This window comes from Nonomuraea sp. NPDC051191, assembly GCF_044455665.1.
Taxonomy (GTDB): Bacteria; Actinomycetota; Actinomycetes; order Streptosporangiales; family Streptosporangiaceae; genus Nonomuraea.
Genome location: NZ_JBITEZ010000019.1, coordinates 169,109 through 180,962, shown reverse-complemented (window position 1 = coordinate 180,962; position 11,854 = coordinate 169,109). Strand labels below are relative to the sequence as shown.

General features: G+C 72.5%; 12 protein-coding genes. 4 read left to right on the top strand and 8 right to left on the bottom strand.

All coding sequences use genetic code 11. From position 1 onward, the window contains the following. The first annotated feature begins 304 nt into the window (after nucleotides 1-304). Complete coding sequence (locus ACIA8R_RS43045; protein WP_397043379.1) at nucleotides 305-877, top strand: SGNH/GDSL hydrolase family protein; 573 nt, start codon at nucleotides 305-307, stop codon at nucleotides 875-877. On the opposite strand, the gene ACIA8R_RS43040 is transcribed toward ACIA8R_RS43045, so the two are convergent. Beyond that, nucleotides 867-1,373: a hypothetical protein gene (locus ACIA8R_RS43040; RefSeq protein ID WP_397043377.1), complete on the bottom strand. Its 507-nt coding sequence runs from the start codon at nucleotides 1,371-1,373 to the stop codon at nucleotides 867-869. The two genes, ACIA8R_RS43045 and ACIA8R_RS43040, sit on opposite strands and share 11 nt — an antisense overlap. Between ACIA8R_RS43040 and ACIA8R_RS43035 the strand changes: the two genes are divergently transcribed. Next, nucleotides 1,372-2,352, top strand: a complete 981-nt coding sequence (locus ACIA8R_RS43035) for a Gfo/Idh/MocA family protein (RefSeq protein WP_397043375.1) — start codon at nucleotides 1,372-1,374, stop codon at nucleotides 2,350-2,352. The two genes, ACIA8R_RS43040 and ACIA8R_RS43035, sit on opposite strands and share 2 nt — an antisense overlap. A gap of 72 nt (nucleotides 2,353-2,424) precedes the next feature. Next, nucleotides 2,425-2,694 carry a hypothetical protein gene (locus ACIA8R_RS43030; RefSeq protein WP_397043373.1) on the top strand — a complete coding sequence of 90 codons (270 nt, stop codon included), beginning with the start codon at nucleotides 2,425-2,427 and terminating at the stop codon, nucleotides 2,692-2,694. Nucleotides 2,695-2,750: 56 nt separating this feature from the next. Here the strand turns inward: ACIA8R_RS43030 and ACIA8R_RS43025 are convergent, their stop codons facing one another. Genes ACIA8R_RS43025 through ACIA8R_RS43000 form a run of 6 tightly spaced genes read right to left on the bottom strand, consistent with a single transcriptional unit; the run spans nucleotide 2,751 to nucleotide 9,257 of the window. Continuing rightward, nucleotides 2,751-4,103: a carboxylesterase family protein gene (locus tag ACIA8R_RS43025; RefSeq protein ID WP_364093482.1), complete on the bottom strand. Its 1,353-nt coding sequence runs from the start codon at nucleotides 4,101-4,103 to the stop codon at nucleotides 2,751-2,753. After that, nucleotides 4,100-5,422 carry a M28 family metallopeptidase gene (locus ACIA8R_RS43020; RefSeq protein WP_397043371.1) on the bottom strand — a complete coding sequence of 441 codons (1,323 nt, stop codon included), beginning with the start codon at nucleotides 5,420-5,422 and terminating at the stop codon, nucleotides 4,100-4,102. The genes ACIA8R_RS43025 and ACIA8R_RS43020 overlap by 4 nt, the downstream gene beginning before the upstream one ends. Then, nucleotides 5,419-6,219: a carbohydrate ABC transporter permease gene (locus ACIA8R_RS43015; RefSeq protein ID WP_357703550.1), complete on the bottom strand. Its 801-nt coding sequence runs from the start codon at nucleotides 6,217-6,219 to the stop codon at nucleotides 5,419-5,421. The genes ACIA8R_RS43020 and ACIA8R_RS43015 overlap by 4 nt, the downstream gene beginning before the upstream one ends. After that, nucleotides 6,216-7,133 carry a sugar ABC transporter permease gene (locus ACIA8R_RS43010; RefSeq protein ID WP_364093475.1) on the bottom strand — a complete coding sequence of 306 codons (918 nt, stop codon included), beginning with the start codon at nucleotides 7,131-7,133 and terminating at the stop codon, nucleotides 6,216-6,218. Before ACIA8R_RS43010 ends, ACIA8R_RS43015 begins: the two co-directional genes overlap by 4 nt. A gap of 2 nt (nucleotides 7,134-7,135) precedes the next feature. Continuing rightward, nucleotides 7,136-8,389 (bottom strand): extracellular solute-binding protein, encoded by a 1,254-nt coding sequence (locus ACIA8R_RS43005; RefSeq protein WP_364093472.1) that lies wholly within the window; start codon nucleotides 8,387-8,389, stop codon nucleotides 7,136-7,138. A gap of 10 nt (nucleotides 8,390-8,399) precedes the next feature. Continuing rightward, entirely contained in the window at nucleotides 8,400-9,257 is an 858-nt protein-coding gene (locus tag ACIA8R_RS43000; RefSeq protein ID WP_357703556.1) for an alpha/beta hydrolase, read from the bottom strand. 66 nt (nucleotides 9,258-9,323) lie between these two features. Here ACIA8R_RS43000 and ACIA8R_RS42995 point away from each other — a divergent pair, with 66 nt between their 5' ends. Further along, nucleotides 9,324-10,010 (top strand): TetR/AcrR family transcriptional regulator, encoded by a 687-nt coding sequence (locus ACIA8R_RS42995; protein ID WP_357703558.1) that lies wholly within the window; start codon nucleotides 9,324-9,326, stop codon nucleotides 10,008-10,010. Here ACIA8R_RS42995 and ACIA8R_RS42990 read toward each other — a convergent pair. Further along, nucleotides 9,980-11,854 carry a hypothetical protein gene (locus ACIA8R_RS42990; protein ID WP_397043368.1) on the bottom strand — a complete coding sequence of 625 codons (1,875 nt, stop codon included), beginning with the start codon at nucleotides 11,852-11,854 and terminating at the stop codon, nucleotides 9,980-9,982. The two genes, ACIA8R_RS42995 and ACIA8R_RS42990, sit on opposite strands and share 31 nt — an antisense overlap.

Genomic DNA, 11,854 nt, shown 5'->3' with positions numbered 1-11,854 from the left:
GTGCCGGTGCCGGAGATCGCGGCCAAGCTGGTCATCCCCGCGGGCAAGAACAAGGGCCGGCACCCGTCACTGGCCAGCGTCTATCGGGTGCTGGCCGAGGACGCCGGTCCCGGCCTCGGCGCCTGACCGCCGCCCTGGCCATGCTGAGGCTCAAGCGCCCTCGTGAGCACCGTCATGGAAGGGACGCAAGCCCCAAGGGCCCGCTCCTGGCCGTGCTGGTCATCTCGCTCGTGCCGATCCTGATCGTCTACCCTTTCCTGCAACGTCATTTCGCCAAGGGCATTCTGATCGGGGCGGTCAAGGGATGAGCACGGTCTGGCTGTTCACGGGCGACAGCGTGACCCAGGGGGCGTTGCACACCTTCGGCTGGCGCGACTACACCCAGCTGTTCGCCGAGCGGGTGCGCTTCGAGCTCAACCGGCCGGCCGACGCGGTCATCAACACCGGCGTCAGCGGCCAGAAGGTCTCCCAGCTCGACGTCGAGGGCGCGGTGCTGCGCCACCGGCCCGACGTGGTCGCGCTGATGTTCGGGCTCAACGACTGCGCGGCCGGGCCCGCGGGCCTGCCCGGTTTCGTCCGCGACTACGCCGCGGTGATCTCCCGCGTACGGGAGGCGGGCGCGAAGGTCGTGCTCCAGACGCCCAACCGGGCCCCGGAGTCCGGCTGGCCCGACCTGCCCGCCTACGCCGAGGCGGTGCGCTCGCTCGACGCCGACGTGCTGGTCGACCACCACGCCACCTGGGACGGCGGCGAGCACTGGATGGGGTCGGGCTGCCACCCCAACGAGTACGGCCACCGGGCGCTGGCCAGGAACCTGCTGCGGGCGCTCGACCTGTGGGAGCCGGTCGGGGTGAGCGGGTCGCTGTTCATCCCGTGACACCGGGGATGACCGACTCCCAGCCGTCCTGCGGGTCGCGCAGCTCGACGGCCGCCACCGCGTCGTCGAGCCTGGCGGCCCATCGCGCGTAGACGGCCTGGCCCGCCTCGCCGTACAGCTCGACGGTGGCGCCGAGGCGCTCGTGGCGGGCGAAGGCCAGGGCGCGCAGGACGTCGTGCACGCGGGCCGCGCCGAGGCTGTCGCCGAGCCAGAGCAGGTCGGTCATGAGCTTGTAGGTGGTGCCGAAGTAGGCGCCGTCGGGGCGGGCGGTGACGGGGGCCGGGGCGAGCGCGCCCACGCCGCGGACGTCGAGGGCCAGGACGGCCCGGCCCGTGCCGAGTCTCTCCCTGATCCAGTCCTGGCGGTCGGGCAGGGACGCGGTGCCGCGCTCGAACAGGGCGACGACCAGGGTGCCCGCCGGGTCCGGCGCTCCGGCCAGGACGCCCGCGTTCCACACGTCACGCTCGGAGCGCCAGAACACGTGCCGGACGGGCATGCACGCCGGGCACGCGATCGCCGCCCTGAGCGCGGGCCTGCCCACGTTCGTGGAGAAACCGCTGGCCACCACCGTGGACGACGCCGACCGCGTCCTGGAGGCGGCCCGCGCCCACGGCGCCCGCCTGTACGTCGGCCACAACATGCGTCACATGCCGGTCGTCCGCGAGATGCGCTCGCTGATCGGGCAGGGCGCGATCGGCGAGGTGACGGCCGTCTGGTGCCGCCACTTCGTCGGCCACGGCGGCGACTACTACTTCAAGGACTGGCACGCCGACCGCCGCAACACCACCGGCCTGCTGCTGCAGAAGGGCGCCCACGACCTCGACGCCACCCACTGGCTGGCCGGTTCGCGCACCGGCCTGGTGACGGCCATGGGCTCCCTGGGTGTCTACGGCCGCGTCGAGGACCGCTCACCCGGCCTGGACGAGCACTGGTTCGACCCCGGGCGCAACTGGCCGCCGCTCAGCCAGCGCGGCCTCAACCCGGTCATCGACGTGGAGGACCTGTCGATGGTCCTGATGCGGCTGGACAACGGGGTGCAGGCCAGCTACCAGCAGTGCCACTACACGCCCGACTACTGGCGCAACTACACGGTGATCGGCACCGAGGGCAGGCTGGAGAACTTCGGCGACCATCGGGGCACCGGCGTCGTACGGGTGTGGAACAGGCGCCGGCGCGACTACGACGCCGACGGCGACCTGGTCGTCACCGTGCCCGAGGCCGAAGGCGGGCACGGCGGGGCCGACCGGGCGCTGATGACGGAGTTCCTCCGCTTCGCCAGGGACGGCGGGGCCACCGACACCTCGCCCGTGGCCGCCCGGGACGCCGTGGCGGCGGCGTACCACGCGACCCTGTCGCTCCGCTCGGGGTCCACGCCGTGCGCGGTGCCGCCGGTCTCCCCTGAGGTATCGGCCCATTTCGCGATCCAGGACGCTGGAATCACCGGGGGCGGCGTTGGGCGAGTGCCGGGCGCATGATTATGATCAAGATCGCGGCGGAAATGATCTACCGTTCCGCCGTGATGGCCGCCCCACCCCCGAAGGGATGCTATGCCCAAGCTCACCCGTGCCGCCGCGACCACGTTCGCGGCGGTCGCCCTGGCCGCGACCTGCTCCGCGCTGACCGCGCCCGCCAGCTCCGCGACCACCTCCACCACGTCGTCCACCTCGGTCGCGGCGTCCACCTGGATCAAGTACGGCGACTACTCCAGCGAGGCGAAGTGCGTCGCCAAGGGCAAGCAGCTCAAGGCCAGCGGCGCCTACCTGTCGTACTTCTGCGAGTACACCGGTTTCTTCACGCTGATGGTCCTGACCAGGTAGTCGCCTGACCACCGCCGGCCCGGAGGTCATCTCCTCCGGGCCGGCGGGCTCGAACCTCACCCGCCGGCGGGCTCACCGAAGATCATGGTGTGCCCGAGCGGCCAGCCGGGGTCGCCGGTGCGGGCGAAACGCACCCAGGCGGCGTGCATCGCGTCGGCCACCGCCTGCGGCGCGTCCGGCCCCGCGGTGCGTGCGACGCCGGGCGCGTCCAGCACGTCGAAGACGAACGGCAGGTCGAGGTTGTGCACCGCGCCCACGCGTCCGCCGCCGACCGGGCTCTCGACGGGCGACTCCCACCGGAACTCGTAGCCGTGGGCGGGCCTGGCCTCGCGGATCCAGCGGGTCTCGCGGGTGAACAGGTGCTCGGTGACGGCGCGTCCGACGCGTTCGGCGGGCGTGCGGCCGGGTTCGTCCACCTGGACGCCGAGATGGTCCAGCAGGGCCTGCGCACCGGCCTCGTCGACACCGGCGGCCATCCGGCGGACGAACACGTCGGCCTCCTGGGACGTGCAGCCGACCAGCAGGGGCAGATCCCCGCTCGCGCCCGCGCGCAGGGCGGCCAGCGGGACGTCCGGGATCAGGTCGCCGTCCACGACCGGCTTGACCGGCACCGACTCGTTCAGCCCGCCGGAGTCGCCGGTCAGCGGCGGCGGCTGTTCGGCGACGAGCGCCTCGGGGGACAGCGCGGCGAAGGCCGACCTGGTCGGGGCGATGCCCAGCCGGGCGGCGAGCGCCTTGGCATGGTCGCGGGCCTCCTGCTCGCCGGCGACCAGGGTGGCCGAGCCGCTCATCACGATCGCGCGATGGAACAGCCCTGCGGCGCGGGGCATCGTCAGCAGGGTGGCGACGGCGGCGGCGCCCGCCGACTGCCCGGCGACCGTCACGTTGCCGGGGTCGCCGCCGAAGGCCGCGATGTTGTCGCGCACCCACTCCAGCGCGGCCAGCCAGTCGAGGACGCCCCGGTTGAGCGGGGCGTCCTCCAGGGCCAGGAAGCCCTCGAAGCCGAGCCGGTAGTTGACGGCCACGCAGACCACGCCGTCGCGGGCGAAGCGGTGGCCCTGGTGCCAGGCCGCCCCGTTGCCGCCGATGGAGAACGCGCCGCCGTGGATCCAGACCAGGACGGGCAGCCCCGCCGGGCCGGTCCGCGGGGTGCGCACGTCGAGGTTGAGGCAGTCCTCGCCGGCCTGGAAGACGTCGGGCGCATACAGGCCGATGTCCTCACCGGCCGCCTGCGGGGCGGCGGGGCCGCGCGTGACGGCGGGCCGCACGCCGTCCCACGCCGGTGGCGGGACGGGCGCGCCGAAGCGGTGCTCGCCGAAGGGCGGGGCGGCGTACGGCACCCCGAGAAAGGCGAGCACCCCCTCCTCGACCATGCCCTCGACCAGCCCCGACGCGGTACGCACGATCATGCCCGGCGCCATCCGGCCGTCCCTTCGACGATTCTGACGGCCGCCCGGGTGAGCGGCTCAAGCCCGGCCTCGTCCACCTTGTCCAGGGTGTCGGCCGAGTCGAACAGGTACATGGGAGCCGACAGGAAGTGCACGAGCGGCACCCCTTCGGGATGGAAGAAGGCCCCGTCGGTGGGCGGCATCGGCGAGAACACGTCCGGCGGCAGCACGAACGAGCGTCTCAGGTCCTCCGCGACGAGGGCCGCCGCCACCAGGCTCTCCAGCTCCGGCTTCCTGCTGGTGAACCACCAGCGGGGCTCGGGGTCGCCGGTGGGCGTGAGCTCGCCGTCCTCGACCACGCACCGCCGGGCGGCGTGCTCCAGGTGGAGCTGGAGGACGACGTCGTCCAGCAGGCCGCGGTTGTCCTCGATGAAGGCCCGGGTGCCGGCGGCGTGCGCCATGTGGCCCGCGGTCAGCAGGAAGAGCAGGTTGTGCGGCCGGTCGCGCTCGGGCACCGCGGCCCAGTACTGGGCGGCGGCCAGCACCAGCGCGATCCCGGAGGCGTCCTCGACGGCCGAGGCCCAGGGCGCGTCGTGGTGCGAGCCGACGATCACCCAATGGTCGGAGCGGCCGGGGAGCGTGCCGATCACGTTGTGCGAGACGGCCGGGCCCGTCTCCGACTCGACGGTGAGCGTGCCCGTGCAGGGCCCCTCGTCGACCAGGTCGAGCACCCGGCGCGAGTCGCCGCCCGACAGCCAGACGGCCGGCAGGTCGCGCTGGACGGCGTCGTAGGGCACGTAGTAGTCGCGGGTCTCCCACGGCACCCCGGTCAGCGCGCCCGCGAAGGCGGCGGCGCCGCCGTCGATGACGCCCTGGAGGACGTCGAGGTAGTCGAGCTGGAACGGCAGCGTCTGGACCAGCTCGCCGAAGACGTCCTCGGGGTCGTGCACGGCCGTCGCCAGGTCCCTGACATAGGACTGCGGCAGCTCGGTGAAGGCGTACTCGGGCACGACGATCGCCCCCGGCACGACCTCGCGGCTGACCGGCGCGCGCACGACCGCCTTCGGCGTGGTGTAGGGCAGGGCGGAGGCCGCCACCCGGACGCCCCTGGACGGGTCGGCGTCCAGGCGCACCTCCAGGGCCGCCGTCACCGGCCGCCAGACGGGCAGCTCGACCGGCGTCAGCCGCACGTCGCGCAGCCCGAACCCGGTGAAGCGCTCGGCCGCCCACGCGGCGGTCCAGTCGTCGGCCGGGTAGCCGGGACGCCTGACGCCCCGCGCGGTGACCGTCTCGATCCACGCCATCATCCGCGCGGCGCCGGGGACCAGGTCCGGGATCATCGTTTCAGCCCTCCGAAGGTGAGCCCCGCCACGTAGTAGCGCTGCAGCGCGACCATGAGGACGAACGGCGGCACGGCGGTGACCAGCGCCGCGGTGGTGGTCAGGTGGTAGGTGACGCCGACCTCGCTCTGGAAGTTGGCCAGCCCCACCGGCAACGGCCACAGCTCCTGCTCGTTGGCCACGATCAGCGGCCACAGCAGGTTGTCCCACTGCGCCAGGAAATGCACCAGGAACAGGGTGATGAGCGCCGGCTTGAGCAGCGGCACGGCGATGCGCGCGAAGATGCGGAACTCCCCCGCGCCGTCGACCCGCGCGGCCAGCAGTAGCTCCTTGGGGATGCCGAGGGCGAACTGCCGCACCAGGAAGACGCCGAACGCGCTGATCATGCCCGGCACCATCATGCCCTGGAACGTGTTGACCCAGCCGAGCTCCTTCACGATGAGGAAGACCGGGATGACCAGGACCATCGGCGTGAGCGCCAGCGTGCCGACGACCAGCGCGAACAGCAGGCGGCGGCCGGGGAAGGACAGCTGGGCCATCGCGTGCCCGGCGGCGGCCGAGAAGATCACGTCCAGGACGGCGGTGCCGACGCACAGAATGAGGCTGTTGCGCAGGTACGTGGGCAGGTTGCCGTCGCCGAACAGCACCCCGATGTTCTCGGGCAGGTGGAAGCCGTTGAAGACCAGCCCGCGCAGGTCGGTGTCGTCGGGCGCCGAGGCGACCACGATCATGGCGTAGACCGGCAGCAGCATGAACCCGACCGCGACGATCAGCCAGGCGGTACGCAGGACCCTCATTCGTCGCCGCCCTTCAGGAACGTGAACTGCAGCGCCGAGACGATGACCATCGCGGCCAGCAGCACCATGCCCATCGCGGCGGCATAGCCCATGTGCTCGTAGGGGAAGGCGTTGGCCCAGATGTAGTAGGGCAGCACCTGGGTGGCGTCGGCGGGCCCGCCGCCGGTGAGCAGGAAGGCGGGCACGAACGCCTGCATCGATCCGGCCACCGAGATGACCAGGACGAACAGCAGGGTCCTGCGCAGCAGCGGGAGCGTGATCCGGGTGAACGTGGTCACCGGCCCCGAGCCGTCGATGGCGGCGGCCTCGTACACCTCGCCGGGCAGCGCCTGGAGGCCGGCGGTCAGGATGATCACGAACAGTCCCATGCTCTTCCAGACGACCATCACGACCAGCGCCCAGATGGCCAGGCCGGAGCTGGTCAGCCAGGACTGCGGCGCGATCCCGACCAGGCCGAGCAGCGTGTTGGCCAGGCCGCGGTCGGAGTAGATGATCACCCAGACCATCGACGTCGCGGCGAGCGGCATCACGGCCGGGATCATGACGAGCGCCCTGAGCCAGCGGTTGAGCCGTCCCGGCCTGCTCAGCGGCACGGCCACCAGCAGGGCCAGCACGATCGTCGGGACGACCGTGCAGACCGTGTAGACGACGGTGATCCACGCCGAGTTGAGGAAGCCGGGATCGGCGAACATGCGCTCGTAGTTGGCCAGCCCGATCCAGTTGGGCGTCCCGGCCATCTCGTAGTCGGTGAAGCTGAGATAGATCGCCGACAGGAACGGGACGAGCCAGAACACCACGAAGAAGACGGCCACCGGAAGGGTCAGCGCCACGCCCGCCGTGGCCTCGGGACGGGCCCTGACCCTGCCGAGCACGCCCACCGGCCCACTCGGACGGGCTCCGACCTCGCCGAGCACGCTCACAGGGCCGGCCGCACGGCGGCGTCGAAGGTCGCCGCGGCCTCGGCGGGGGTCGCCTTGCCGTGCGCGACGGAGTCCACGGCGCCGGCCGCGGCCTTCGCCAGTTCGAGGGTGCCAGGGATGATCGGGCCGAAGTCGACGTGCGGGAGGCTGTCGGCGACGATCGTCATGATCTCGGACTTGCCGCGCGGCCCGGCGTCGCGCCAGCCCTTGGTGGGGATGATGATGCCGTTGTCCAGGTTGGCCGTGACCGACGGGCCGCCCTGGAGGTAGTTGACGAGGTGCCAGGCGGTGAACTGGTTGGGCGAGTCCTTGGCCACGCCCCAGCCCCAGGTGTAGGCGGGCACGACGGACGGGCCGCCGGCCCACGTGGGCATGGGCGCGACGCCGTACTGCTTGCCGAAGGTGAGCTTGTCCTTGCCGAGCTTCTCCAGCGCCGGGCCGAGGAAGGCGCCGCTGACGACCATGGCGGCCTGGCCGGAGTAGAACAGGCCGAGCGCGCCCAGCGGGTTGGAGAGCTTGGGGTTGCCGATCCCCGACATGTACGTCAGGGCGCCGATGCCCTGCTCGGTGGCGAGCGACGCCTTCGTGCCGCCCGCCGTGACGAGTTCGCCGCCCTTGCCGCGGATGAGGGCGGTCAGCGCCATGAGGGCCCACTGCGGGTCGCCGTAGAGCCATTGGAGGCCGACCCGCGCGCGGTCCTTCGAGGTGAGCTTGGCGCTGTACTCGGCGATCTCCTCCCAGGTCGCCGGAGGCTTGTCGGGGTCGAGCCCGGCCTGCTCGAACCGGTCCTTGCGGTAGTAGAGCATGCAGGGGTTGAAGTCGATGGGCACGCCGTAGGGAACGTCCTGGTAGGTGAGCGGGGTGGTCGTGCCCGGCTCGTAGTTCTGCAGCGGCAGCGCCTTGGTGTCGACGGGCGCGAGCCGCTGCTTCCTGGCGTGGGCGGGGAAGCTCCAGTGGCCGATCTTGAAGACGTCGGGCGGGGCGCCGCCGCTGAAGGCGGTCAGCAGTTTGGCGTCGAGCTGGCCCACGGGCAGGTAGAGCAGCTTCACGTCGACCTTGAACTCGGCGATGTAGCGGTGCACGAGATCCTGGAACTGCTGGCCGGTGTCCTGCGAGCCGTGCAGCCAGACGGTGACCTCGCCGCGCGGCCCGCCGCCCGCGGCCTGCTGCCGGGGCTGGTCCTTGCCGCATCCGGCGAGCAGGGTGAGCGCGCCGGCGGCGAGGAGCCCACGCCGCGTCAGATCCGCCATGGTGGTTCTCCTAGGTGAGGTTCTTGAGCGCCTGGTTCTGCCAGGCGGTGTTGGTGGGGAGCTCGGGGGCGCCGCCGGTGAACGCCGCGCGGGCCTGGGCGTCGGCCTGGAGGCGGTACCTCAGCCAGGCGGTCACGTAGCCGAGGAAGCCGCCGCCGGTGTTCTGGATGTCGTTGTGCCCGGCGCCCTTGAGCAGCGCCCGTCCCGCTCCGGCGGTGGCCTGGTCGTAGTAGCCCTGGACGGTCCCGGCCGAGGAGATCAGCCAGTCGTCCGCGCCGCTGAGGAAGAGCACCGGGCAGGTCAGGGCGGCCACCGAGAACTCGTCTCCGGGGCTGGCCATCCACTGCGCGGGCACGGCGATCGGCACGACGGTCTTGATCAGCCCGGCGGAGTGGTTGGCCGCGTTGACGACCCCGCCCGCGCCCTGGGAATGGCCGACGGCGCCGACCTGGGCGGTGTTCAGCTTGCCGTGGAAGACGCTGGCGGGGTCGCCGCCGAGGCCGACGAGGTGCTGGGCGGCGGCGAGGATCTCGGCGCCGGTGCCCGTGGTGGTGTCGGTGGAGGCGACCACCGCGAAGCCCCAGGAGGCCAGGTGGTTGAGCAGCCCCGGATAGTTGTCGGGGGTGGCCCACGAGCCGTTGCCCCAGGTCACGATCGGGTGGGTGACGCCGCCCGCTCCCAGGTCGGCCGGGTAGTAGAGCCGGTGGCCGCCCGAGGTGCCGGTGGCGACCTGCCACGGACCCGTCGCCTTGTAGGTCGTCTCGATGGTGGAGGCGGCGCCGGCCTCGGTGGTCCACGACAGGAATCCGGCCGACATGAGGCCGAGTGCCCCTGCCCGCAACGCCTGCCGACGGGTGAAGTTCTCCATGGTCACCTCGTGGGATATTTGGAGACGTGAACGTCTCCTAAGAGAGGGAAGTACGATCGGTGAGCGATGTCAAGAGATGAACAGAAGGAAGTTCCGGCGGTCCGGCCACTTCCCAGAGGGCGGCACGGGCTCTCCCCCGACACGGTTCGCGAGTCCCAGCGCGACCGCCTCGTGGAGGCCATGCTGCGGCTCGTCGCGCGGCGCGGCTACGCCGCCACGAGCGTCCCGGACGTGATCGCCGCCGCGCGGGTCTCGCGCAACGCCTTCTACGCCCAGTTCGCTGACAAGGAGGCGTGCTTCCTCGCCGGGTGCGAGCGCGACCTGCCCGACATGATCGACGCGATCCACACGGCCGCGTCGGGCACGGGCGGCCGCTGGCGCGAGGCGTTGCGGCTGGGCATGGTCGCCTATCTGAGCTGGTGGCAGGAGCGCCCGGAGTACGCGCAGGCGTACTTCGTGGAGCTGCCCAGGGCGGGCGAGCGGGCCGTCGAGCAGCGTGACGCCGCCTACCGGCCCTTCCTGGACATGCTCGGGGCGCTGGCCGCGCGGGCCAGGGCGGAGGATCCAGCGCTGCCGCCGCTGCGCGCCCCGATCCCCCGCCTGATCGTCTACGGGACCACCGAGTACGTCGCCTCGGAGGTGCGCGCGGGCCGCGCCGCCACCCTGACGTCGTCGGCCGGCGACCTCTACCACTACACGGTCGCCCTGCTCGCGGGCCCCGATCACGGCATGGCGACCACCCCTTCCGCCTGAACCAGCCAGCCTTCGGGGAAACACCCCTCCGCCGCCATGTGGGCGACGGCGGCCAGCAGACCGCCGTTGCCCGGCAGGTAGAGCGGCAGCAGGCCGGCCCACTGGTGGTTGTGGCCGCCGGCCAGATACGTGTTCTTCGGGGCGTCCATCAGCAGCGCGTCCACGGCCGTGGCGGGCTCGCCGAGCCGGGCCGCGCACATGGCGAGCATCGGGAAGTCCCAGCCCCAGGCGCTCTCCCAGTCCCAGTCGGCGAGCACGTCGTGCAGGGTGGCCCGCATGGTCTCGGGGTCGATCAGCGGGGTGGGCGGCACGAACCCGAGCGCGCCGGTCATCGAGGGATGGTCGGTCCTGACCGTGTACGGCTCCACGCCGACGGCCGCGTAGACGCCGTCGCGCACCAGCGGCCGGGCCAGGCCGTCCAGGACCCGCGCCCACTCCGGGTCCGGGTCGAGGCCGAGCAGGCCCCGCCACCGCTGGGCCGTCTCCAGCCCCCACCACCAGTAGGCCAGCTCGAACGCGGGATCGCGCACCGTCCGCCTGGACTCGTGGTAGGACTCCTGCGCCGGGACCAGCGGCGGCCCCAGATGCCCGCCGCCGGCGAAGGAGGCCATGAACTCGGCCGTCTCGAACACCAGGTCCCGGTAGTCCTCCAGCGCCCCCGGGCGGGCCCGGCGGAGCAGCTCGGCGAAGTAGATCAGGTGCGGCTGCTGCCAGACGATGAACGCGCCGATCTCGCTCGGGCTCTCCCGGCCCTCCGGCCCCACCTGCTTGGGCCAGCGGGCGCCGCGGAACCCCTGCCGCGCGGCCGTGGCCCTGGCCCGCGGCAGGATCGAGCGGTACCACGGCAGGCTCCGCTCCAGCAGCTCCGGCCTGCCCCACAGGACGAAATGGGCGGCGTGCCACCAGTGCATCTCCAGGTGGAACTTGCCGCTCCAGGAGTTGACGACCAGCCCGGTCTCCTGCGGCGGGGTGGAGCCCGCGCAGTTGACCGCGGTGAGGTACTGCGAGAGCACGACCCGGCGTTCGAGCTCGGGCGCCCGCGGGTCGGTGCTGCCCTCGAAGCTCACCGCTCCGCCGCTCGTCCAGAACCGCTCCCAGTGGGCGGCGGCGGCCGTACGGACCTGGGAGAAGGACGGCAGGGCGGCGCCGACGGGCTCGCGGGCGAACTCGACGACGAGCTCCAGCTCGTCGCCCTGGATCAGGTACACGTGCGGACCGGGCGAGGTGAGCCGCGCCGGTCCGGTCCACTCGGCCGCCACGTGGTAGCGGTCCTGGTCCAGGACGCGGGTGAAGTCGCAGCGCGAGCCGCGCTGGGTGCACGTGGTGCTGTGCCGGTCGGGTCTGTCCCAGTCGGCGGTGGTGTGCCAGCCGTCGCTGGCGTAGGGGAAGGCGATCCTGATCCCCGTGCCGCCCACCACGCGTACGGCCAGCAGGTCCCGCTCGGGATGGCAGACCGTCTCCACCTCGTACGGCAGGCCGCCCAGCTCGAACGAGCTGGACAGCGTGCCGGTCCACAGGTCGAGGGTCTGCGCCGACCGGCCGAGCGCGGCGCTCTCGTCGGCGTCGAGGCCGATCCGCCCGAGATGCAGGCGGTGCGGGTTCACGTGCAGCCAGCCGCCCGCCTCGGTGGCCGGGTACAGGTCCGGATAGCCGACGCCGTCGTAGTCGGTGAGCGCGTCGTCCAGCACGTGGCCCTTGGGGTTGGGCATCGTGTGCCAGCCCCACTGCGCCTGCGTGCCCAGCGGCGCGAAGGTCTGCAGCCCGGTGGCGTCGGCGGTGAAGGCGAACTCCCCGTTTCCCACGGTGAGCGGGCACCCGGCGTCGGCGACGGTGTGCCGGCGCAC

Coding starts and splice junctions, on each gene's coding strand:
- ACIA8R_RS43045 (WP_397043379.1), top strand. CDS start 305: ATGAGCACGGTCTGGCTGTTCACGGGCGACAGCGTGACCCAGGGGGCG.
- ACIA8R_RS43035 (WP_397043375.1), top strand. CDS start 1,372: ATGCACGCCGGGCACGCGATCGCCGCCCTGAGCGCGGGCCTGCCCACG.
- ACIA8R_RS43040 (WP_397043377.1), bottom strand. CDS start 1,373: ATGCCCGTCCGGCACGTGTTCTGGCGCTCCGAGCGTGACGTGTGGAAC.
- ACIA8R_RS43030 (WP_397043373.1), top strand. CDS start 2,425: ATGCCCAAGCTCACCCGTGCCGCCGCGACCACGTTCGCGGCGGTCGCC.
- ACIA8R_RS43025 (WP_364093482.1), bottom strand. CDS start 4,103: ATGATCGTGCGTACCGCGTCGGGGCTGGTCGAGGGCATGGTCGAGGAG.
- ACIA8R_RS43020 (WP_397043371.1), bottom strand. CDS start 5,422: ATGATCCCGGACCTGGTCCCCGGCGCCGCGCGGATGATGGCGTGGATC.
- ACIA8R_RS43015 (WP_357703550.1), bottom strand. CDS start 6,219: ATGAGGGTCCTGCGTACCGCCTGGCTGATCGTCGCGGTCGGGTTCATG.
- ACIA8R_RS43005 (WP_364093472.1), bottom strand. CDS start 8,389: ATGGCGGATCTGACGCGGCGTGGGCTCCTCGCCGCCGGCGCGCTCACC.
- ACIA8R_RS43000 (WP_357703556.1), bottom strand. CDS start 9,257: ATGGAGAACTTCACCCGTCGGCAGGCGTTGCGGGCAGGGGCACTCGGC.
- ACIA8R_RS42995 (WP_357703558.1), top strand. CDS start 9,324: ATGTCAAGAGATGAACAGAAGGAAGTTCCGGCGGTCCGGCCACTTCCC.